We start from the raw sequence: 19,306 nt of genomic DNA on the forward strand, positions 1-19,306 counted from the left end.
TTCCGTCGAAGCTGCCGAGACCCGTCATGTCCGCCGCCCTCCGCCCCGTCCCGCGCCCCGGTGTCCTCGCGATCGAGGCCTACGTGCCGGGCAAGAGCGCGGCGCCGGCCGGGGTGAAGCTCCACAAGCTGTCCTCGAACGAGACGCCGCTCGGGCCGAGCCCCGCCGCGGTCGCGGCGATGCGGGAGACCGCGTCCCACCTCGAACTCTACCCCGACGGCAGCGCGACGGCCCTGCGCCGCGCCATCGCGGGCAAGTACGGGCTCGACCCGGCGCGCATCGTCTGCGGGGCGGGCTCGGACGAATTGCTGTCGCTCCTCACCTACGCCTTCATGGGGCCGGGCGACGAGGGGATCTACTCGGAATACGGGTTCCTGGTCTACCGCATCGCCATCCTGGCGGCGGGCGGCACGCCGGTCGTCGCCCCCGAGCGCGACCACACCGCGGACGTCGACGCGATCCTCGCCGCGGTCACGCCGCGCACCCGCATCGTCTACCTCGCCAACCCGAACAACCCGACCGGCACCTACCTGCCCTTCGACGAGGTGCGCCGGCTCCACGCCGGGCTGCCCGGCGACGTGCTGCTGGTGCTCGACGCGGCCTATGCCGAGTACGTGCGCCGCAACGACTACGCGGCCGGGCTCGAACTCGTGGCCGAATCCGAGAACGTAGTCATGACCCGCACCTTCTCGAAGGCCTACGGGCTCGCGGCCCTGCGGATCGGCTGGATGGTGGCCCCGCCGGCCGTGGCGGACGCGGTCAACCGCATCCGCGGCCCCTTCAACCTCGGCAGCCCCGCCATCGCGGCGGGCGCCGCCGCGGTGGCGGACGACGCCCACATCGCGGCGGCCGTGGCCCACAACGAGGAATGGCTGCCGAAGGTGACCCGCGCGCTCACCGAGATCGGCCTGTCCGTGACGCCGAGCGTCGGCAACTTCGTGCTGATCCACTTCCCCGACGCGCCGGGACGCGGCGCCGCCGAGGCCGACGCCTTCCTCACCGCCCGCGGCCTGATCCTGCGCCGCGTCGCCGCCTACGGCCTGCCTCACGCGCTTCGCATGACGATCGGCTCGGCCGAGGCGAACGAGGCGGTGATCGCGGCCCTGCGCGCCTTCGTGAAGGACCACCCCGATGCGTGAGGCCCCCCAGCGGATCGGCCGGCTCGCCCTGGTCGGGCTCGGGCTGATCGGCTCCTCGATCGCCCGCGCGGCGCGCCAGTACGGCCTCGCGGAGACCATCGTGGCCATCGACCGCGACCCGGCGGTGCTGGAGCGCGTCCGCGCGCTCGGCCTCGCGGATCACGCCACGGACGACCCCGCGGAGGGCGCGGCCGGGGCCGATCTCGTCATCCTGTGCGTGCCGGTCGGCGCGGTCGGGCCCGTCGCGGCGGCGCTGGCGGGCGCCCTGCGGCCGGGCGCGATCCTGTCGGACGTCGGCTCGGTGAAGGGCGCGGTGGTGGCCGCCGTGACGCCGCACCTGCCCGAGGGCGTCGCCTTCGTGCCGGCCCACCCGGTGGCGGGCACCGAGCAATCCGGGCCCGATGCGGGCTTCGCCACCCTCTTCCAGGGCCGCTGGTGCATCCTCACCCCGCCCGAGGGCACGGATCCGGCGGCGGTGGCGCGGGTGCGGGCATTCTGGGAAGGGATGGGCTCGGTGGTCGAGACGATGAGCGCGGCCCATCACGACCTCGTGCTCGCCATCACCAGCCACGTCCCGCACCTCATCGCCTACAACATCGTCGGCACGGCGGCGGATCTCGAGACCGTGACCCAGTCCGAGGTGATCAAGTTCTCGGCCGGCGGGTTTCGCGACTTCACCCGCATCGCCGCCTCCGACCCGACCATGTGGCGCGACGTCTTCCTGACCAACAAGGAGGCGGTGCTGGAGATGCTCGGCCGCTTCAACGAGGACCTCGCGGCGCTGGCGCGGGCGATCCGCTGGGACGACGGCGACGCGCTGCACGCCCTGTTCACCCGCACCCGCGCCATCCGCCGCGGCATCGTGGCGATGGGCCAGGAGACGGCGGAGCCGGATTTCGGGCGCCGGAAGGGCTGAGGGCCGGCCTCGCGGAGGGGCGCTCGTCCGCCCCCCTCCCGCCGATGCATCGCCGCCACGCCCCGGCCCGAGGGAACCCTTTCCGTCCTCAAGCTTTGCCATAAGCGTTGCCATTCCGGGCCGGCTCCCCCAGAGTCCGGCCGGGGCGGCGCACGAGCCTGACGGCGGAGTTCCCGGTGTTCCATCGATCGCATCCGGTGCGCGGGCTCCTCGCCGCGCTGGTCGCCGCGCCGATCGCGGCCTGCTCCTCGATCCCGCGGGCGCCCTACACGGCCGCGGAGGCCGCGGTCGCCACGGTGCCGGGCCAGGCGCCGACGATCCGCTACTGGGCCGACGCCCCGGCCTCCGCCTTCGCGGAGGTGAGCCGGGCGGCCGTCGCCCAGAAGGAGCCCTTCACCTACCTCGCCCTCTCGGGCGGCGGCGGGGACGGCGCCTACGGGGCGGGCGTGCTCAACGGCTGGAGCGAGACCGGCCGGCGGCCGGTCTTCACCCTCGTCTCGGGGGTATCGACCGGCGCCCTCATCGCACCCTTCGCCTTCCTGGGACCGGCCTACGACCCGACCCTGCGGGAGATCTACACCAGCGGCATCGCCTCGACCCTGGTCCAGTCCCCGAACCCGCTCAACATCCTGCTCGGCGACGGGCTCTTCGCGGACCAGCGCCTGCGCGACCTCGTCGGGCGCTACGTCACGCCCGAGATCCTCGCCCAGGTGGCCGAGGAGCACCGCAAGGGCCGCCGGCTCCTCGTCGTGACGACGAATCTCGACGCGCAGCGCGCCGTGATCTGGGACATGGGCGCGATCGCCGCGAGCGGCCAGCCGAACGCCGTCGCCCTGTTCCGCGACGTGCTCGCGGCCTCCGCCAGCGTGCCGGCGGTCTTCCCGCCGATGCTGATCGACGCCCAGGCGGGCAGCCACGGTTTCCAGGAGATGCACGTCGACGGCGCCGTGGCGACGCCGGTCTTCACCCTGCCGGAATCCTTCCTGTCGCAGGATTCCCGCATCGTCCGCGGCCGCGGCAAGCCCAACATCTACGTGGTGATCAACGGCCGCATCGAGCCGAGCTTCGACCTCGTCCAGAACCGGACCCTCTCCATCGCGTCCCGCACCCTCTCGACGGTGGGCCGCGCCCGCTCGCGGGCGACGCTCGCCAGCACCGCGGCCTTCGCCCGCCGCAACGGGATCGGCTTCAACCTGACCTACATCGACCGGGGCATCCCGGAGGTCGCGGCCGACCAGGGCTTCGACACCGCCTACATGCGCAGCCTGTTCGAGGACGGCTACGCGAAGGCCCGCTCCGGGTCGCTGTGGGAGACGACTCTGCCGCGGGACGCGCAGGTGGAGAGGCAGGCGGAGCTGCGGTAGCGATCAGGCGCGGACCCGCGGCGATCCCGCCGCGGATCCTTGCCGAGCCGAGCCCCGCACGGCATTGGACGAGACGACGCGCCGCGGGCGGCCGAGAGGACGAGATGCGCCGTCCCTCTCGGAGACGACCCAGGTCGGGATCGACGCCCTGGCCTGCGGAACGGGGGACGTTCAGGTCGGTTTCCGCTCGCGGCTGGATCTCGTGGCGGCATGGAACCTCTCGGCGGCCGTCGAGAGCCCGATGCGGGGCATGGCGATCTCCAACCTGGTCGGCTTCGCCGTGCCGAGACTGGCCGTCGCGCGGCTCGGCCCCGAGATCCGCGCCTGACGCGCCGGCCGCGGTCCGGCGCTTGCAGTTCGCCCCCGCATGCGCAATGCCGTTTTTCAAGATGCGAAGATCCCGGGAGGAGAGCCGATGAGCGCCAGCGCCAAGCCCAACCCGACGCCGATCGTGGGGCCCCGCGGCGTCGCCGACCCGGATCCGGGCGAGACCGCCGATTGGCTCGCCTCCCTCGAATCGGTGGTGCGCCATGCCGGGCCCGAGCGGGCCCGCTTCCTCCTCGACCGGCTGGAGGAGAAGGCCAAGGCGATCGGCCTCGTCGACGAGGCGCCGCCCTACTCGCCCTACCGCAACACGATCCCGCTCGAGAAGCAGCCGCCCTATCCGGGCGACCTCGCCCTCGAGGAACGCCTGACCTCGATCATGCGCTGGAACGCCCTCGCCATGGTGGTGCGGGCCAACATGGCCTACGGCGAACTCGGCGGCCACGTGGCGAGCTACGCCTCCGCGGCCGAGCTCTTCGAGCTCGGCTTCAACCACTTCTTCAAGGCGGGCGACGCGACCGGGGCGGGCGCCGACCTCGTCTTCTTCCAGCCCCACTCGGCCCCGGGCGTCTACGCCCGCGCCTTCCTGGAGGGGCGGCTCTCGGAGGAGAACCTGCGGCACTACCGGCAGGAGATCGCCGGGTCGGGCCTCTGCTCCTACCCGCATCCCTGGCTGATGCCGGATTTCTGGCAGGTGCCGACCGGCTCGATGGGGATCGGGCCGATCAACGCCGTCTACCAGGCGCGGTTCATGCGCTACCTGCGCGACCGCGGCTTGGCCGACACCGAGGGCCGCCACGTCTGGGGCGTGTTCGGCGACGGCGAGATGGACGAGCCGGAATCGATCGCCGGCCTCGCCCTGGCGGCCCGCGAGAAGCTCGACAACCTCACCTTCGTGATCAACTGCAACCTGCAGCGCCTGGACGGGCCGGTGCGCGGCAACGGCCAGATCATCCAGGAGTTGGAGAGCACCTTCCGGGGCGCCGGCTGGCACGTCATCAAGGTGCTGTGGGGCTCGGAGTGGGACGCGATCTTCGCCCGCGACACCAACCACGCCCTGCTGCGCCGCTTCGCCGCCACCGTCGACGGCAAGTACCAGACCCTCGGGGCCAAGGACGGGGCCTACAACCTCGCGCACTTCTTCGGCGAGGACGAGGAGGTGAAGGCGCTGGTCTCGCACATGTCGGACGCGGACGTGGACCGGCTCAAGCGCGGCGGCCACGATTTCCGCAAGCTCTACGCCGCCTTCGCGGCGGCCAAGGCCACGAAGGGCCGCCCGACCGTGATCCTGGCCAAGACCAAGAAGGGCTACGGCATGGGCGGGGCGGGCGAGTCGCGCATGACCGCCCACCAGGCCAAGAAGCTCGACACCGACGCGCTCAAGGCCTTCCGCGACCGCTTCGCGCTGCCGCTCTCGGACGCGGAGGTCGAGCGCCTCGACTTCTACCGGCCGCCGGAGGAGAGCGCGGAGCTGCGCTACCTGCGCGCGCGCCGGCAGGCCCTGGGCGGCGTCCTGCCGAAGCGCCGCCGCACCGCCGACCCGGTCGCGGTGCCTGACCTTGCCGCGACCAGCGCCTTCGCGCTGGAGGCGGACGGCAAGGAGATGTCGACCACGATGGCGGCGGTGCGCATCCTCGGCGGCCTGCTGCGCCACAAGGAGCTCGGGCCGCGGGTGGTGCCGATCGTCGCCGACGAGGCCCGCACCTTCGGCATGGCCAACCTGTTCCGGCAGGTCGGCATCTACTCGCCGCAGGGCCAGCTCTACGAGCCCGAGGATGCGGGCTCGATGCTGTACTACAAGGAGTCCCGCGACGGGCAGCTCCTGGAGGAGGGCATCACCGAGGCGGGGGCGATCTCGTCCTGGGTGGCGGCGGCGACGTCCTACAGCGTGCACGGGCTGGCGATGCTGCCCTTCTACATCTACTACTCGATGTTCGGCTTCCAGCGGGTCGGCGACCTGATCTGGGCGGCGGCGGACCAGCGGGCGCGGGGCTTCCTGATCGGGGCGACGGCCGGCCGCACCACGCTCGGCGGCGAGGGGCTGCAGCACCAGGACGGGTCGAGCCTGCTGGTGGCCTCGACCATCCCGAATTGCCGCGCCTACGACCCCGCCTTCGCGTACGAGATGGCGGTGATCCTCGACCACGGCACCCGGCGGATGATGGCCGAGGGGCAGGACGAGTTCTACTACGTCACCGCCATGAACGAGAACTACGCCCAGCCCTCGATGCCGGCGGGGGTCGAGGCGGGCATCCTGCGCGGCCTCTACCGCTGCGCCGCCTTCGGGCAGGAGGGCGAGGTGCGGCTCCTCGGCGCGGGTGCGATCCTGCCCGAGGTGATCGCGGCGGCCCGGATGCTCGCCGAGGAATGGGGGATCGGGGCGACGGTGTTCAGCGCCACGAGCTTCAGCGAACTTGCCCGGGACGCGCAGGCGGCCGCGCGGGCGGCGCGGCTGAAGCCGGAGGCGCCGGCCCCGCGCAGCCACGTGGCCGAACTCCTGCCGGGCCGCGCCCCGGTGATCGCGGCGACCGACTACGTGCGGGCCTATCCGCAGCTGATCGCGCCCTACGTCGAGGGCCGCTTCGTGGCGCTCGGCACGGACGGGTTCGGCCGCAGCGACACCCGCAACCGGCTGCGCCGCTTCTTCGAGGTCGACCGGCAGCACGTGGTCGTGGCGGCGCTGACGGCGCTGGCCGACGAGGGCGCGCTGCCGCGCGCGAAGGTGGCCGAGGCGGTGGCCCGCTACGGGCTCGATCCCGAGGCCCCGCCGCCCTGGACGGTGTGATCCGCTCACGACCAGCTTTCCGCAACCCGCTCGCCGGCATCGCCGCGGGGTCCCTCCCCCGGAGGGGACCCCAGGGCTCCTCCCCGGAGGGGACCCCAGGGCTCCTCCCCGGAGGGGGACCCCGCGGCCGCGTCGTCGGCCTCCCGCGCCTCTCACCCGAACCCCGCCGCATGAGCACCCGCCTGCCCGTCACCGTCCCCGACATCGGCGACTTCGCCGACGTGCCCATCGTCGAGATCCTGGTGAAGCCCGGCGACCGCATCGCCGTGGACGACCGGCTGATCAGCCTCGAGTCCGACAAGGCCACGATGGAGGTGCCCTCGCCGGTGGCGGGCGTGGTGGCCGAACTCCTCGTCGCGATCGGCAGCAAGGTCTCGGCCGGCACGCCGATCCTGACCCTGGACACCTCCGGCGAGGCCCCCGCCCCCGCGCCGCGCGAATCGCCCGCGGCGGCCCCCGCCGCGCCGCGCCCCGCTTACCCCGAGCCGCCCAGCCCGCCCGAGCCGCCCGCCGCCGACCCGCTGCCCGCCGACGGCGCGGCCTCGATTCACGCCACCCCGGCGGTGCGCGCCTATGCGCGGGAACTCGGCGTGCCCCTCGACGCGGTGCCGGCGACCGGCCCCGCCGGCCGGGTCCTGCGCGAGGACGTCCAGGCCTACGTGCGCGGGAGCCTTGCCCGCCCGCCGGCCCCGCCCGCGCCGGTCCCGGCCACCGGCATCGGGGCCGGCCTGCCGGCCTGGCCGCAGGTGGCCTACGAGAAGTTCGGGCCGGTGCGGCGGGAGCCGCTCTCGCGGCTCCAGCAGCTCTCGGGGCCGAACCTCGCGCGCAACTGGCTCACCATCCCGCACGTCACCAACTTCGACCACGCGGACGTGACCGAGAGCGAGGCCTTCCGGCGCGAGCTCAACGGCGAGCCCCGCCAGCCTGCCGTCAAGGTCACCATGACGGCCTTCCTGCTGAAGGCGGCGGCGGCGGCCCTGCGGGCTCATCCCCGCTTCAACGCCGCCCTGGACGGCGGCGACCTGATCCTGAGGGACTACGTCCATGTCGGCTTCGCGTCCGACACCCCGCGCGGCCTCGTCGTGCCGGTGGTGCGCGACTGCGACCGCAAGGGCATCGTCGCCATCGCGGCCGAGATGGCGGAGCTCGCCGCGCAGGCCCGCGCCGGCACCCTGAAGGCCGAGGCGATGCAGGGGGGCTGCTTCTCGGTCTCCTCCCTCGGCGGCGTCGGCGGGGACGGGTTCACGCCGATCATCAACGCGCCCGAGGTCGCGATCCTGGGGGCGGCGCCGGCCCGGATCGAGCCGGTCTGGGACGGCGCGCTCTTCCAGCCCCGGCTGATCCTGCCCCTGACGCTGTCCTGGGACCACCGGGTGGTGGACGGCGTCGCGGCGGCCCGCTTCCTGCGCCACGTGGCCGAGACCCTCGCCGACATCCGCCGGGCGATCCTGTAGGATCGCCGGGTGAATTACCGCCACGTCTTCCACGCCGGCAACCACGCCGACGTTCTCAAGCATTGCGTGCTCGCCCGGGTGCTGGCCTACCTGCTGCGCAAGGACACGCCGTTCCGGGCCGTCGACACCCATGCGGGGATCGGCTGGTACGACCTCGCCGCCGACGAGGCCGCGCGCACGGGCGAGTGGCAGGACGGCTGGGGCCGCCTCGCCGCGCCGTTCCCGGACGCCGTCGAGGCCCTGCTGGCCCCGTACCGGGAGGCGGTGGCGGCGGTGCGGGCGCGGCACGGACCCGACGCCTATCCGGGCTCGCCGGCCCTGATCCGCCACTTCCTGCGCCCGGGCGACCGGGGCGTGTTCGTGGAACTCCACCCGGCGGACGGCGCCCTGCTGCGGGAGCGCTTCGCCCGCGACGGGCGCAGCAAGGTGATGGCGCTCGACGGCTGGACCGCCCTGCCCGCGCTCATTCCCCCGAAGGAGCGGCGGGGGCTCGTGCTGATCGATCCGCCCTACGAGGTGCCGGGCGAGATCGACCGGCTCGGGCGCGACCTCGCCAAGGCGGTCGCGAAATGGCCGACCGGGCTCTACCTCGCGTGGTACCCGATCAAGGATATCGGCGCGGTCGACCGGATGGCGGCCGCCCTGGCCGCGGCGCTCGACCGCCCGGCCCTGCGCATCGACCTCCTGATCGACCGCCCCGACGACCCGACGCGGCTCTCGGGCAGCGGCCTGATCGCCGTGAACCCGCCCTTCACGCTCGCCGCCGAGATGGAGACCGTGCTGCCGGCCCTGGCCGAGCGCCTCGCCCGGGCCGGCTACGGCGCCTTCCGCTGCGCGCCGCTCGGTCGGGCGGGCTGATACCGCCGGTCATTCGACATGACCGGTGGCGCTGCTCTCGAATTTTCGCCAAGCCTTTGACTCGAAATCGAAAAGCCTTTGACTCGAAATCGAAAATTCGGGACGGAGCAACGGCTCGATACGTCGGCATCCTGAGCCGTCGGCATGATTCGGCGGATCCGCGCGTTCCGGTTACCGGGCGTTAGGGGCGGCGTGCTTGGCTCAGCGGCGAGGGGAGCCCGCCCATGATCGACGCCGTCGCCACCGCCACGTCCGGCCTTCTCGCCGCGACCCGCCGCGCCGACGCGGCCGCCGCGCAGGTCGCCACCGCCCCGGCCGGCGAGTCCGGCGGCGTGCTTCCGGCCGCCGTGACGCTCGCGACCGCCGGGACCGAGATCTCGGTCGGGGTCGCAATCCTGCGCCAGGCCAACGAGATGCAGAAGCAGGTGCTCGACCTCCTGGTGTGACACGGGATCCGCTTGATCGAAGCGGATCCCGGCTCACGAGCCTGCGCGGCGCCTGAGCGACACCGACATCCGCATGGCCGAAATCGGAGATGGCGACGCCATCAACCGGATGGCGTATGATGACGCGGCGTCCGGCCGGGCGCCGCCCCGGACGTCCGGGGCGGCGCGGGCCTCAATGGGCGGCCTCGGGCAGCACGACCCCGTTGGCGGCGTGGTGGCGCCTGAGCATCGGGCGCAGCACCGCGAGCGCCAGCGTCGCGGCGATCAGGTCCAGGATCGCCACCGTGTACAGCACCGTGGCCCAGGTCCCGGTCGCCTGCATCAGCAGGTTGCCCACCGGCACCAGCAGCGCCGCCAGACCCTTGGCGCAGTACAGCACCCCGTAGATCTTCCCGATGTGCTTCGACCCGAACGTGTCCGCCGCCGTCGCGCTGAACAGGCTGTAGACCTCCCCCCAGGCCAGGAACACGATCCCGCTCAGGATCACGAACGCCCACGGGTTCGAGCCGAAATACCCCAGCGCCACGATGCCGAGCCCCTCCAGCGAGAACGCGATGAACATCGTCTTCTCGCGCCCGATCCGGTCCGAGATCCAGCCGAAGAACGGCCGCGAGATCCCGTTCATGATCCGGTCGAGCATCAGCGCGAAGGGCAGCGCCGCCATGGTCACGAAGTACAGGTTGACCTGGAAGTTCTTGACGCCGAGATCCTGCGCGATCACCCCGAGCTGGGCCACCGCCATCAGCCCGCCGGTCACCGTGCAGGTGAACATCAGCAGCATCACCCAGAACACCGGGGTGCGCAGGGCCTCCGGCAGGGTGTAGTCGCGCCGGCTCTGCAGCACGCTCGCCGAGTAGGTGACCTCGCTCCGGCCCGGCGCGCGCAGGCCGACCGAGGCCAGGATGATCAGGGCGCCCTGGATCAGGCCGAAGACGAAGAAGGCCTGCTGGAAGCCGCCCTCGGCGATCATGCTGGCGATGGGCAGGATGGTGAGGGCCGAGCCGGCGCCGTAGCCGCCCGCGGTGAGGCCGACGGCCAGGCCGCGCCGGTCGGGGAACCACTTGAGGGCGTTGGCGATGCAGGTGGCGTAGACGCAGCCGACGCCGATGCCGCCGACCACGGCGCCGAGGTAGTAGCCGCTGAGGGACGTGGCGTAGGAGTTGATGATCCAGGCCAGGCCGGTGAAGAGGCCGCCGGCCATGACGACGCGGCTGGGCCCGTAGCGGTCGATGAAGTGGCCCTCGACCGGCGTGAGCCAGGTCTGGGTGACCACGAAGAGGGTGAAGGCGACCTGGATGGCGGCGCGGTCCCAGCCGAAGGTCTTCTGGATCTCGGGGACGAACAGGGTCCAGGCGTACTGGATGTTGGCGGCGGCGACCATGCAGATCACCCCGAGGGTCAGCTGGAGCCAGCGGCCCGCGATCGCGGGGGCCTGGGCCCGGGTGGCGGCAACGGACGTCATCTGCGGCGTCTCTCCCTGGGATCCGGTGGTTGGCGGAACGGGTCGCGCGAGGTGCCCGCGCGCCGCGGCGGCGCGCGTCGCACCCGCCCGTCATTCAGTATTTTTCGCTTGATCACGAATGCAAAGAGATTTTTTTTGATGTACTTTGAAATTTCGATGAAGCGGGACCGGCCGGGATTGCGCGCGTCATCGGCTTCGGGGAGAGTGCGCACCCTTTGCCCGGTGCCCCCCTCCCTCGTCAGGTCCGCGCGATGTGCGAATTGCTCGGCATGAGCGCGAACGTGCCCACCGACATCCGCTTCAGCTTCGCGGGCCTCGCCCGGCGCGGGGGCGAGACCGGGCCGCACGGGGACGGCTGGGGCATCGCCTTCTACGAGGGGCGCGGCTGCCGCAGCTTCCACGACCCGCAGGCGAGCGCCCGCTCGGAGATCGCCCGGCTGATCCGCCAATACCCGATCAAGAGCCGCATCGTGGTGGCGCATGTGCGCCGGGCCAATCGCGGCCGGGTCTCCCTGGAGAACACCCACCCGTTCAGCCGGGAATTGTGGGGCCGCACCTTCACGTTCGCGCATAACGGGCAACTGAAGGGCGTGAAGCGGCTGCCGCTCGAGCGGTTCAAGCCGGTCGGCACCACGGACAGCGAGCACGCCTTCTGCTGGATGCTGGGGCGGCTCGAAGCGCGCTGGAAGACGCTGCCGAGGCCGACCCTGCTCGACGGCGCCGTGCGCGCCCTCTCGGCGGAGCTGCACGGGCTCGGCGTGTTCAACATGCTGCTCACCGACAGCCGCACGCTCTACGCGCATTGCGGCAAGCGTCTGTGCTACCTCACCCGCCGGGCGCCGTTCGGCACCGCCACGCTGATCGACGAGGATTGGTGCGTGAACTTCTCCGAGGAGACCACGCCCGACGACATCGTGACGGTGGTGGCGACCCAGCCGCTCACCCGCGACGAGCGCTGGATCGACCTCGCGCCCGGCACCGTGCTGGCCTTCCGCCTCGGCGTGCCGGACGGGGACGAGACGGGGGCGGGCGTCGGAGGCTGAGCCGGATCGGCGGGGGCGGGCGGCGGGCTTTTCGGCGCGGCCCCTCAGCCGCGCCGCGGCCCCTGTCCGCCGAAGTTCGGCGATGCGGTCGCGGAGGGGTCCTGGGCTTCGGGAGGGGCCGCGAAGCCGAAGCCGGCCGCGACTTCGTCGAGCTCGTCGAAGGACAAGTCCTCCTTGGCCGCCTCCTCGATGAGGTCGAGGCTGTTGATCTGCTCGGCCGAGAGCGGCTCCGTGGCGCGCCGCTTGAAGAATCTCGTGCCCATGATGGGCTCTCCCTCGCCCTGCCGGTCGTCAAGCGGGTGCAGCCTGCCCGGGCGCGCGGCGCGCGACCGTGCGGTGGCGCACAGCCCATCCCGGCCCGGGTCGCGCGCCGTGCCCGATCACGCTCCCGCCACGCCGATCTCCGCCCGGAAGGCAGCGAGGAAGCGCGCGATCTCCGCGTGCCGGGCCGCCGCCATGCTCCGTCCGGTCGCGGTCTGGAAGCCGGTGGCCAGGCGCAGGAGCTTCGTCTCGAAGTGATCGAGCGCGAAGCGCCGGTCGTCGCGCGGCCGGCGACGCGCGTCCGGATCGGCGCTGTCGTACAGGGCGGAGCCGATCCGGCCCGCGACGTAGAAGCAGCGCGCGACGCCGACCGCCCCGAGCGCGTCGAGGCGGTCCGCGTCCTGCAGGATCATCGCCTCGATCGTGGCCGGCGGGATCCCGGCCGAGAAGCTGTGGGCCTCGACCGCGTGGGCGACCGCCCCGATCCGCGGCGCGGGCCAGCCCCGCGTCGCGAGCAGGGCCGAGGCCCGCGCGGCCGCGCGGCGCGAGGCGTCGGCGCGGTCCGGCGCGTCCTTCTCGACGGCGACGCAATCGTGCAGGAGGCAGGCCGCCGCCAGGATCTCGGGATCGCCGCCCTCCCGCTCCCGGATCCGCCGCAGGTTGCGCCAGACCCGGACCAGGTGCGCGAGGTCGTGCGACCCGTCGCGGCACTCGGGCAGGTGCGGCGCGAGCGCGGCCGCGAGATCCGCGAAGGGCGAGAAAGCGGCCGCGAAGGCGGCGTGGTCGGCGCGGGTCATGCGGTCCGTCGGGCGATGGCGCCGGGAGGATGCCCGGCGCTCCGGCAGGGAGGCGCGGCGGGAGGGCGCCGTCCAGGCGTCGTCTCCCCGCGCGCCCGGGCTTTCCACAGCCGCCGCGCGACCCATCTGTCGAAGGGTGCGGGCGTGCCCCGCCCGCCGTGCCGAACCCGATGCGGAGGCCCATGACGCAGGACAGCGCGCACGACCGCCAGAGCGAGTCGCGGCCCGGCCTCTCGGCCAGCATCCGCAGCCATCTCGGAAACCAGCTGCGGGTCGCCTACGAGACGCTCGGGGCGGAGGATCCGAGCGGGCGCTTCGCGGAGCTGGTCGCCCGGCTGGAGGCGGCCCTCGCCGCCGAGGGCCAGGTGGTCCGGCCCGAGTTCCGCGACGGGCTGCTGCAGGCGGTGCCCTCCCTGCGCGCCTTCGCCCTGTCGCTCACCAGCAACGCCGCGCGGGCCGACGACCTCGTGCAGGACACGCTGCTGAAGGGCTGGCAGCACCGGGCGCGGTTCCAGCCCGGCACCAACCTCAATGCCTGGCTGTTCACCATCCTGCGCAACATCTTCTACTCGGATCACCGCAAGCGGGTGCGCGAGGTCGAGGACCAGGACGGCTCCTACGCGGCCCGCCTCGCCACGGCGCCCCACCAGGGCGACCGGCTCGACGTGGAGGACCTGCAGAGCGCGCTGGCCAAGCTGCCGCCGGACCAGCGCGAGGCGCTGGTGCTGGTGGGGGCGGAGGGCGTCTCCTACGAGGAGGCGGCGGCGATCATGAACTGCAAGGTCGGCACCGTGAAGAGCCGGGTCAGCCGCGCGCGCAGCCGGCTCGCCGAACTTCTCGGCTACGACGAAGAGGATCTGGGCACCGACCGCCTGATCCAGTCGGCCATGCCCAAGGAGTAGCGCCCGGCCCCGCGCAGGCGCGCAAAACGCCCGCCCTTCCCGCAGCGGTGCCGCGATTTTCCACTGAACCGTTCCGCGCGTCGCCGCGTTACCCCGGCCGAATCCCGCCCCGCTCGACCGGGGTGGACTGGACCGAAACGGAGAATTTCCCATGAAGACCAAGACGCTTCTGGCGGCGGCCGCCCTGGCCTTCACCCTGCCGATGGCCGCCCAGGCCCAGGGCCTCGTGCGCGGGGCCGAGCGCGGCGCCGAGGAAGGCGCGGACGCGGCCGGTCCGATCGGCGGCATCGTCGGCGGCGCGGTCGGGGCAGCCACCGGCGCGGTCGGCGGCCTGCTCGGCATCGACGAGCGTCCGCGGTTCCGCGAATACGTCACCAACCGCCGCGTGCGCTCCTACGATTACGACGGCGACGTGCGCGTCGGCGCCGTGCTGCCCTCCTCGGGCGTGACCTATTACGAGGTCCCCTCCGAGTACGGCGTGCGCGGCCGGCGCTACACGGTGGTCAACGACCGCGTCGTCCTGGTCGATCCGGGTTCGCGCCGCGTCGTCCAGATCCTCGACTGACGGCCCGACCGCCGACCGAGCGCGCCGCCCCCGGGCGGCGCCGAAGCCCCGGCCCTCCCCGGCGGGCCGGGGCTTCCCGTTTCGCGCCCCCGCCGGTGCGGGTGTCCCGGACCGGCTCCACGGAGGAACCAGGATGACCTCGAGCGAAGAGGGCGATCCCGGCAGGGCCCGGGAGAGCGACGCGCAGGACGACCGGCCCGTCCTGCCTCCCCGGGTGCGCGATCACCTCGCCCGGCAATTGCGCGCCTCCTATCACCGCGACGGGGACAAGCCGGACTACCTCGGCGACCCCGTGCTGCCCCCGCATCTCGACCCGCAGCTGCGCCGCCTGGAGCGCCGCCTGAAGGCGCAGGAGGCCGGTGCCGAGGCGGTCGCGGCCGCCCTGCGCCAATTGCCCGGCCAAATGCCCGGCCAAGTGCCCGGCCAAGTGCCGAGCCAAGCGCCCCGCCAAGTGCCGAGCCAAGCGCCCCGCCAAGTGCCGAGCCAAGCGCCCCGCCAAATGCCCCGCCAGGCAACGGGCCGAGCGACCGGCCGAGGGGCCGGTGGCGCGGCCGAGCCGGACGCGTCCTGACCCCGGCTGCCCCCCCGCGACCCTGCCGGCCGTCAATCCTGCCCCTGTCATTCCCGGCGGGAGAGGACGACGATCCGGGTGTTCGTCCGGATGATGCGTTGGCCTGACCTGGAAGTCCCTGTAAAGTCGCGTTCAGGGAGGCGGCCATGGCGGATTGGAATGCGGCGCAATACCTGAAATTCGCCGATGAGCGGACGCGCCCGGCGGCCGACCTGCTCGCCCGCGTGCCGCTCGAATCTCCCGCCCGCGTGATCGATCTCGGCTGCGGCCCGGGCAACAGCACGGCGCTGCTCTGCGCGCGCTTCCCCCGGGCCGCCGTGACCGGGCTCGATTCCTCGCCCGACATGCTGGCCACGGCGCGGGAGCGCCTGCCGGCCGTGCGCTTCGTCGAGGCCGACCTCGCGGGCTTCACCCCGGCGGAGCCGCCCGACCTGCTCTTCGCCAACGCCGTGCTGCAATGGCTGCCCGACCATGCGGGGCTGCTGGCGCGGCTCGCCCGGATGCTCGCGCCCGGGGGCTGCCTCGCCGTGCAGATGCCCGACAACCTGGAGGAGCCGTCCCACCGGCTGATGCGCCGCATCGCCGGCGAGGCGCCCTTCGCGGAGCGCCTCGCCCAGGCCGCCGCCGCCCGCACCCGGCTCGGCAGCTTCCGCGACTACGACGCGTGGCTCTCGGCGGCGGGCTGCACGGTCGATCTCTGGCGCACCACCTACGTGCATCCGCTGGCGGGCCATCGCGGCATCGTCGAGTGGGTGCGCGGCACCGGCCTGCGCCCCTTCCTCGACCCCCTCGACCCCGCGGATCAGGCGGCCTTCCTCGCCCGCTACGAGGCGGCCCTGGCGGAGGCCTACCCGCCGCAGGCGGATGGGCGCGTGCTCCTGCCCTTCCCACGGCTGTTCCTGGTGGCGCGGCGGCGTTAGCGCGGTCGGGAGGCGTCCAGGGCGGCGGCAACCTTCCGGCGCGACGCGGGCGGATCGTGCCCGGCCGCTCATCCCAAAATCGATCGATCCCTTCGGGATGGCGGATCTCGGCGTCGCTCACGCGCCGCGCGAGCGCGTGATCCGGGCTCCGCTCGGATCAACCGGATCCCGGATCAGTTCGCCTGGGCGCGGGGCTTCGGAGCGGGCTTGCCGGCCTGGCCCGCCGGGGCCGGGCAGCCGGCCGGCTTGCCCGCCTTCTCGTCCTTGCCGCCCGGCACGAACATCGCCGAGACGCGCCCGCCCGCGGTCGGGTCCATGTTCGCCCGGCCGGTATTCATGTCGTAGACGAGGCGGTTGCCGCGGGTGACGTTCTGGCACTGGCTCAGCACCACGTTGCCCGTGAGGATCACCCGGTTCGCCGCCTTGTCGAACACGGCGTTGTCGCCGGTCGCCACCTGATCCTTGTTCACCACCGTCACCGGCCCGGCGCAGACCACCTGCCGGATCGCCCCGCTGTCGGTCGGGTCGACCGGCTTCGCCTCCGCGGCCCGCGTGTCGGCAGGCTTGACCTCGGCGGGCCTCGCGGCCGGCTTCGCCTGTCCGGTCCTGCTCTCCGCCCCCTTCGGATCGGCGGCCCTGGTATCCGCGCCTTTGGCCCCGACCGGCTTGGTCTCGGCCAGCTTGGTTTCAGCGGGCTTGGCTTCAGCGGGCTTGGCCTCCTCGGCCCTGGCCTCGTCCTTGGCGCCCTTGTCGCGGTTGCGCTGGTAATGGACGGTCATGCTGGAGCAGCGGATCGTGCTCTCGCCCTGCACCGCCACCACGTTGCCGGCGAAGACCGCCTTGTTCTCGTGGTCGAACACGTCGAGCCGGTCGGCGTCGATCTTGATCGGCTCCTTGCCGGAACTCCCGAAGGCGCCGAAGCCGGAATTGCGCTCCTTCCTGGGCGCCTCGGCGTGCGGCAGGGCCGGGCTCGCGAGGAGGAGCAGGGCGGCGAGGGCGGCGCGGCGGCAGGTCACGGCTGGTCGTCCTTCACCTCGGCCGCGGAGGTGCGCAGGGCCGGCCCACCCGACCCGGTCACGCCCCCGTCGAACACGGTCTTCACGTTGCCGATGAACGAGATCGTCTTGCCGTTCTCGACCACGTCGAGGGCGTCGGCCTGGATCGTGCCGTTCGGCAGCGTCACGCTCACCGGCTCGCGGGAGGTCAGCGTGCCGGCCTTGAAATTCACCTGGGCGGAGGAGAGGCGCGCCTCCTGTCCCTTGTCGGTCCAGAGCCGGATGCTGCGGCTGAGGTCGAGCGATTCACGCTGGGTGTCGAACACGCCGCTCTGCGCCTCCAGGTGGGAGAGCGTCCCGGCCTCGTCGGACTGCATCTGCCCGCGCATGGATTGCAACTCGATCACGGTCGGGCGGCGCACGTCCTGCAGGGCGGCGCGGGCCGTCACCTCGTAGGGCCGGCCGTCCTTGCCGCGGTAGCCGGTGAGGCGCGGGCGCTCCATCGTCACCTTCGAGCCCGAGACGCTGACCTCGCCGAGGGTCACGGTCACCCCGAGCGCCCCGAACGGGTCGAGCCAGGTCACCGCCGCCACCGCCAGGATCGCCGCCGCCGAGCCGAGGGGAATCGCCCGCCGCAGGAAGCGCACCCGCGCGCTGTGCGCCTGCGCCCGGCGATGGGCGCGCAGGCGCCGCGAATCGAGCGCGGGCGCGGCGAGGCCCGGGATCTCGACGGCTTGCATCACGGGACTGCCCACAGGCGAACGCGCTCCGGCTGGGATCCGCTGCCGCGACGCCGGCAGGTCCATCGGTTGCGATGCCCCGCTCCGGTGTCGAAGTTGTGGCCGAGGCGCGCCGCCGCTCAGCTGTGCGCCAGGATGTCCACCTCGTCCCAGCCGAGCAGGTCGAGCCGCGCCCGCGTCGGCAGGAAGGCGAAGCAGGCCTCGGCCAGGGCGGTCCGCTCCTCGCGGGCGAGCATCGCGTCGAGCTTGGCGCGCAGGGCGTGCAGGTGCAGCACGTCCGAGGCCGCGTACTCGATCTGGGCGGGGCTCAGCGTCTCGGCGCCCCAATCGGACGATTGCTGCTGCTTGGAGATCTCGATTCCGAGCAACTCCCGCACGAGGTCCTTGAGCCCGTGCCGGTCGGTGTAGGTGCGGGAGAGCCGCGAGGCGACCTTGGTGCAGTAGATCGGCCCCGGCATCACGCCGAGCCGGTGGAAGAGCACCGCGAGGTCGAAGCGGGCGAAGTGGAAGATCTTGGTGACCGCGGGATCGGTCAGGACGCGCTTGAGCACCACGGGTTCGGGCCCGCCCTTGGCGATCTGGACGAGGTCGGCCTCGCCGTCGCCGCGGGAGATCTGGACCACGCAGAGGCGGTCCCGGTGGGGCTCGAGGCCGAGGGTCTCGGTGTCGACCGCGATGGCCGGGCCCGGAGCGTAATCGTCGGGCAGGTCGCCGCGGTGCAGGCGGTGGGGCATGGGATGTCGGATCCGGGCGCGCGCCGCCGGCGGTGCGGCGGCTCCCCGGCGCCTAACACCCTCCCCCACCGCCCGCAAGCGGGCGCCGGCTCAGCTCTTCTGGCGGGCGATGACCTTGTCCTTGATGCCCTCGTAGGCGTTGGTCGGGATGATCTTGCGCGAGAGCAGCTCGTCCTTGCCGCGGTAGGGCCGGCCCTTGATGATCGCCTCGGCCCGGGCCGGGCCGATGCCCGGCAGGGTGTCGAGCTCCTCCTTGGTGGCGCTGTTGATGTCGATGAGCACGGCCTTGGCCGGCGGGGTCGTGGCCGGGGCGGCGGCCGGCGCCGCGGCGGGCTTGGCCGCCGGAGCGGCGGCGGGTTTCGCCGCCGACGGGGCCGGGGCCGGGCCGGGCTTGGCCGTCGGAGCAGGCGCCGCGGGGGCGGGCTTGGGGGCGGGGGCGGTGGCGGGCGCCTGCGCCAGGGCCGGCACGGTCGCGGCGAGGAGCGTCGCCGCGGCCAGGACGCGGCCGAGGCGGGAGAAGGCACGGGTCTGGATCATGAAGGACCTCCGCGGGTCGCTCGCGCCGGATGCTGACCGGCCCGCGCATCTGGGCCGGCGACGCTTGAACCGGCCCTTAACATCGCGGGGCGGTCCGAGAAATCCACCGGACGGGCTAGCCAGGTCCGATCCACCTCTGTATAAGCCGCGCTCCGATGAGATCAGGGGTGCGCGGCAGCTCCGCCCGGGGCAGCCCCGCGCCCGTTTTGTTGCAAGAGACGTGTCATGGCCGTTCCGAAGCGAAAGACCTCCCCGTCGCGGCGCGGCATGCGCCGCTCCGCCGATGCCCTCAAGGCCCCGACCTACGTCGAGGACAAGGATTCGGGCGAGCTGCGCCGCCCGCACCACATCGACCTCAAGACCGGCATGTATCGCGGCCGGCAGGTGCTGAAGGTCAAGACCGAGGCGTGAGGAACGGCCCGGGGCGCGCCGCCCCGCGGATCTCTCGCTGACGCCATCCGCCCCTCGCCCGCCCGGGTGAGGGGCTTCGCGC

At 73.2% G+C, this 19,306-nt stretch carries 21 protein-coding genes; 14 read left to right on the plus strand and 7 right to left on the minus strand.

Annotated elements, in window-relative coordinates:
• Positions 1–26 precede the first annotated feature (26 nt).
• The 8 genes from hisC to MET2598_RS0113295 all read left to right on the plus strand — a co-directional run bounded on the left by hisC (position 27) and on the right by MET2598_RS0113295 (position 9,286).
• Positions 27–1,139, plus strand: coding sequence for a histidinol-phosphate transaminase (gene hisC, locus MET2598_RS0113260; protein WP_018261154.1), 1,113 nt, complete (start codon positions 27–29; stop codon positions 1,137–1,139).
• Positions 1,132–2,055 carry a prephenate/arogenate dehydrogenase family protein gene (locus MET2598_RS0113265; protein ID WP_018261155.1) on the plus strand — a complete coding sequence of 308 codons (924 nt, stop codon included), beginning with the start codon at positions 1,132–1,134 and terminating at the stop codon, positions 2,053–2,055. Before hisC ends, MET2598_RS0113265 begins: the two co-directional genes overlap by 8 nt.
• A gap of 176 nt (positions 2,056–2,231) precedes the next feature.
• A complete protein-coding gene (locus MET2598_RS0113270; RefSeq protein ID WP_012334969.1) occupies positions 2,232–3,419 on the plus strand; it encodes a patatin-like phospholipase family protein in 1,188 nt (395 codons plus the stop codon).
• Between the two features lie 64 nt (positions 3,420–3,483).
• Positions 3,484–3,747, plus strand: coding sequence for a hypothetical protein (locus MET2598_RS0113275; protein ID WP_018261156.1), 264 nt, complete (start codon positions 3,484–3,486; stop codon positions 3,745–3,747).
• An 87-nt stretch (positions 3,748–3,834) separates the two neighbouring features.
• On the plus strand, positions 3,835–6,528 hold the full coding sequence (gene mdeB, locus MET2598_RS0113280; RefSeq protein WP_018261157.1) for an alpha-ketoglutarate dehydrogenase: 2,694 nt from the start codon (positions 3,835–3,837) through the stop codon (positions 6,526–6,528).
• A 170-nt stretch (positions 6,529–6,698) separates the two neighbouring features.
• The gene (locus MET2598_RS0113285; RefSeq protein ID WP_018261158.1) at positions 6,699–7,982 is read left to right on the plus strand and encodes a 2-oxo acid dehydrogenase subunit E2; all 1,284 of its coding nucleotides are present in this window, start codon (positions 6,699–6,701) and stop codon (positions 7,980–7,982) included.
• A 9-nt stretch (positions 7,983–7,991) separates the two neighbouring features.
• Positions 7,992–8,840 (plus strand): 23S rRNA (adenine(2030)-N(6))-methyltransferase RlmJ, encoded by an 849-nt coding sequence (locus MET2598_RS0113290; RefSeq protein WP_018261159.1) that lies wholly within the window; start codon positions 7,992–7,994, stop codon positions 8,838–8,840.
• Positions 8,841–9,064: 224 nt separating this feature from the next.
• Positions 9,065–9,286: a hypothetical protein gene (locus tag MET2598_RS0113295; RefSeq protein ID WP_012334974.1), complete on the plus strand. Its 222-nt coding sequence runs from the start codon at positions 9,065–9,067 to the stop codon at positions 9,284–9,286.
• 172 nt (positions 9,287–9,458) lie between these two features.
• Here the strand turns inward: MET2598_RS0113295 and oxlT are convergent, their stop codons facing one another.
• Positions 9,459–10,748: an oxalate/formate MFS antiporter gene (oxlT, locus tag MET2598_RS0113300; RefSeq protein ID WP_012333088.1), complete on the minus strand. Its 1,290-nt coding sequence runs from the start codon at positions 10,746–10,748 to the stop codon at positions 9,459–9,461.
• Positions 10,749–10,999: 251 nt separating this feature from the next.
• Here oxlT and MET2598_RS0113305 point away from each other — a divergent pair, with 251 nt between their 5' ends.
• Entirely contained in the window at positions 11,000–11,791 is a 792-nt protein-coding gene (locus MET2598_RS0113305) for a class II glutamine amidotransferase (protein ID WP_026190702.1), read from the plus strand.
• A gap of 44 nt (positions 11,792–11,835) precedes the next feature.
• Here the strand turns inward: MET2598_RS0113305 and MET2598_RS0113310 are convergent, their stop codons facing one another.
• Together MET2598_RS0113310 and MET2598_RS0113315 are read right to left on the minus strand one after the other, a co-directional pair.
• Positions 11,836–12,054 carry a hypothetical protein gene (locus tag MET2598_RS0113310; protein ID WP_018261161.1) on the minus strand — a complete coding sequence of 73 codons (219 nt, stop codon included), beginning with the start codon at positions 12,052–12,054 and terminating at the stop codon, positions 11,836–11,838.
• Between the two features lie 117 nt (positions 12,055–12,171).
• Complete coding sequence (locus MET2598_RS0113315) at positions 12,172–12,849, minus strand: HD domain-containing protein (RefSeq protein WP_018261162.1); 678 nt, start codon at positions 12,847–12,849, stop codon at positions 12,172–12,174.
• A 182-nt stretch (positions 12,850–13,031) separates the two neighbouring features.
• Here MET2598_RS0113315 and MET2598_RS0113320 point away from each other — a divergent pair, with 182 nt between their 5' ends.
• The 4 genes from MET2598_RS0113320 to tam all read left to right on the plus strand — a co-directional run bounded on the left by MET2598_RS0113320 (position 13,032) and on the right by tam (position 15,807).
• Positions 13,032–13,751: a sigma-70 family RNA polymerase sigma factor gene (locus tag MET2598_RS0113320; protein WP_018261163.1), complete on the plus strand. Its 720-nt coding sequence runs from the start codon at positions 13,032–13,034 to the stop codon at positions 13,749–13,751.
• A 151-nt stretch (positions 13,752–13,902) separates the two neighbouring features.
• Entirely contained in the window at positions 13,903–14,316 is a 414-nt protein-coding gene (locus MET2598_RS0113325; RefSeq protein ID WP_012334979.1) for a DUF1236 domain-containing protein, read from the plus strand.
• A 133-nt stretch (positions 14,317–14,449) separates the two neighbouring features.
• Positions 14,450–14,887 (plus strand): hypothetical protein, encoded by a 438-nt coding sequence (locus MET2598_RS0113330; protein ID WP_018261164.1) that lies wholly within the window; start codon positions 14,450–14,452, stop codon positions 14,885–14,887.
• Between the two features lie 146 nt (positions 14,888–15,033).
• Entirely contained in the window at positions 15,034–15,807 is a 774-nt protein-coding gene (gene tam / locus MET2598_RS0113335; protein WP_018261165.1) for a trans-aconitate 2-methyltransferase, read from the plus strand.
• 173 nt (positions 15,808–15,980) lie between these two features.
• On the opposite strand, the gene MET2598_RS0113340 is transcribed toward tam, so the two are convergent.
• The 4 genes from MET2598_RS0113340 to MET2598_RS0113355 all read right to left on the minus strand — a co-directional run bounded on the left by MET2598_RS0113340 (position 15,981) and on the right by MET2598_RS0113355 (position 18,813).
• Complete coding sequence (locus MET2598_RS0113340) at positions 15,981–16,823, minus strand: LptA/OstA family protein (RefSeq protein WP_018261166.1); 843 nt, start codon at positions 16,821–16,823, stop codon at positions 15,981–15,983.
• On the minus strand, positions 16,820–17,542 hold the full coding sequence (gene lptC, locus MET2598_RS0113345; protein ID WP_018261167.1) for an LPS export ABC transporter periplasmic protein LptC: 723 nt from the start codon (positions 17,540–17,542) through the stop codon (positions 16,820–16,822). Before lptC ends, MET2598_RS0113340 begins: the two co-directional genes overlap by 4 nt.
• Before the next feature lie 119 nt (positions 17,543–17,661).
• Positions 17,662–18,276, minus strand: coding sequence for a ribonuclease D (locus tag MET2598_RS0113350; protein ID WP_012334984.1), 615 nt, complete (start codon positions 18,274–18,276; stop codon positions 17,662–17,664).
• Positions 18,277–18,366: 90 nt separating this feature from the next.
• Complete coding sequence (locus tag MET2598_RS0113355) at positions 18,367–18,813, minus strand: ComEA family DNA-binding protein (protein WP_018261168.1); 447 nt, start codon at positions 18,811–18,813, stop codon at positions 18,367–18,369.
• A gap of 225 nt (positions 18,814–19,038) precedes the next feature.
• Between MET2598_RS0113355 and rpmF the strand changes: the two genes are divergently transcribed.
• Positions 19,039–19,224: a 50S ribosomal protein L32 gene (gene rpmF, locus MET2598_RS0113360; RefSeq protein WP_012334986.1), complete on the plus strand. Its 186-nt coding sequence runs from the start codon at positions 19,039–19,041 to the stop codon at positions 19,222–19,224.
• Positions 19,225–19,306: the final 82 nt, after the last annotated feature.

The sequence above is a fragment of the Methylobacterium sp. WSM2598 genome (assembly GCF_000379105.1).
Taxonomy (GTDB): domain Bacteria; phylum Pseudomonadota; class Alphaproteobacteria; order Rhizobiales; family Beijerinckiaceae; genus Methylobacterium.

Bases quoted from the DNA above. Each gene is read 5' to 3' on its own strand.
- MET2598_RS0113285 (WP_018261158.1), top strand. From the start codon at position 6,699: ATGAGCACCCGCCTGCCCGTCACCGTCCCCGACATCGGCGACTTCGCC.
- lptC (WP_018261167.1), bottom strand. From the start codon at position 17,542: ATGCAAGCCGTCGAGATCCCGGGCCTCGCCGCGCCCGCGCTCGATTCG.
- oxlT (WP_012333088.1), bottom strand. From the start codon at position 10,748: ATGACGTCCGTTGCCGCCACCCGGGCCCAGGCCCCCGCGATCGCGGGC.
- MET2598_RS0113305 (WP_026190702.1), top strand. From the start codon at position 11,000: ATGTGCGAATTGCTCGGCATGAGCGCGAACGTGCCCACCGACATCCGC.
- mdeB (WP_018261157.1), top strand. From the start codon at position 3,835: ATGAGCGCCAGCGCCAAGCCCAACCCGACGCCGATCGTGGGGCCCCGC.
- MET2598_RS0113350 (WP_012334984.1), bottom strand. From the start codon at position 18,276: ATGCCCCACCGCCTGCACCGCGGCGACCTGCCCGACGATTACGCTCCG.
- MET2598_RS0113265 (WP_018261155.1), top strand. From the start codon at position 1,132: ATGCGTGAGGCCCCCCAGCGGATCGGCCGGCTCGCCCTGGTCGGGCTC.
- MET2598_RS0113315 (WP_018261162.1), bottom strand. From the start codon at position 12,849: ATGACCCGCGCCGACCACGCCGCCTTCGCGGCCGCTTTCTCGCCCTTC.
- MET2598_RS0113320 (WP_018261163.1), top strand. From the start codon at position 13,032: ATGACGCAGGACAGCGCGCACGACCGCCAGAGCGAGTCGCGGCCCGGC.
- MET2598_RS0113295 (WP_012334974.1), top strand. From the start codon at position 9,065: ATGATCGACGCCGTCGCCACCGCCACGTCCGGCCTTCTCGCCGCGACC.
- MET2598_RS0113310 (WP_018261161.1), bottom strand. From the start codon at position 12,054: ATGGGCACGAGATTCTTCAAGCGGCGCGCCACGGAGCCGCTCTCGGCC.
- tam (WP_018261165.1), top strand. From the start codon at position 15,034: ATGGCGGATTGGAATGCGGCGCAATACCTGAAATTCGCCGATGAGCGG.
- MET2598_RS0113355 (WP_018261168.1), bottom strand. From the start codon at position 18,813: ATGATCCAGACCCGTGCCTTCTCCCGCCTCGGCCGCGTCCTGGCCGCG.
- rpmF (WP_012334986.1), top strand. From the start codon at position 19,039: ATGGCCGTTCCGAAGCGAAAGACCTCCCCGTCGCGGCGCGGCATGCGC.
- MET2598_RS0113330 (WP_018261164.1), top strand. From the start codon at position 14,450: ATGACCTCGAGCGAAGAGGGCGATCCCGGCAGGGCCCGGGAGAGCGAC.
- MET2598_RS0113325 (WP_012334979.1), top strand. From the start codon at position 13,903: ATGAAGACCAAGACGCTTCTGGCGGCGGCCGCCCTGGCCTTCACCCTG.
- hisC (WP_018261154.1), top strand. From the start codon at position 27: ATGTCCGCCGCCCTCCGCCCCGTCCCGCGCCCCGGTGTCCTCGCGATC.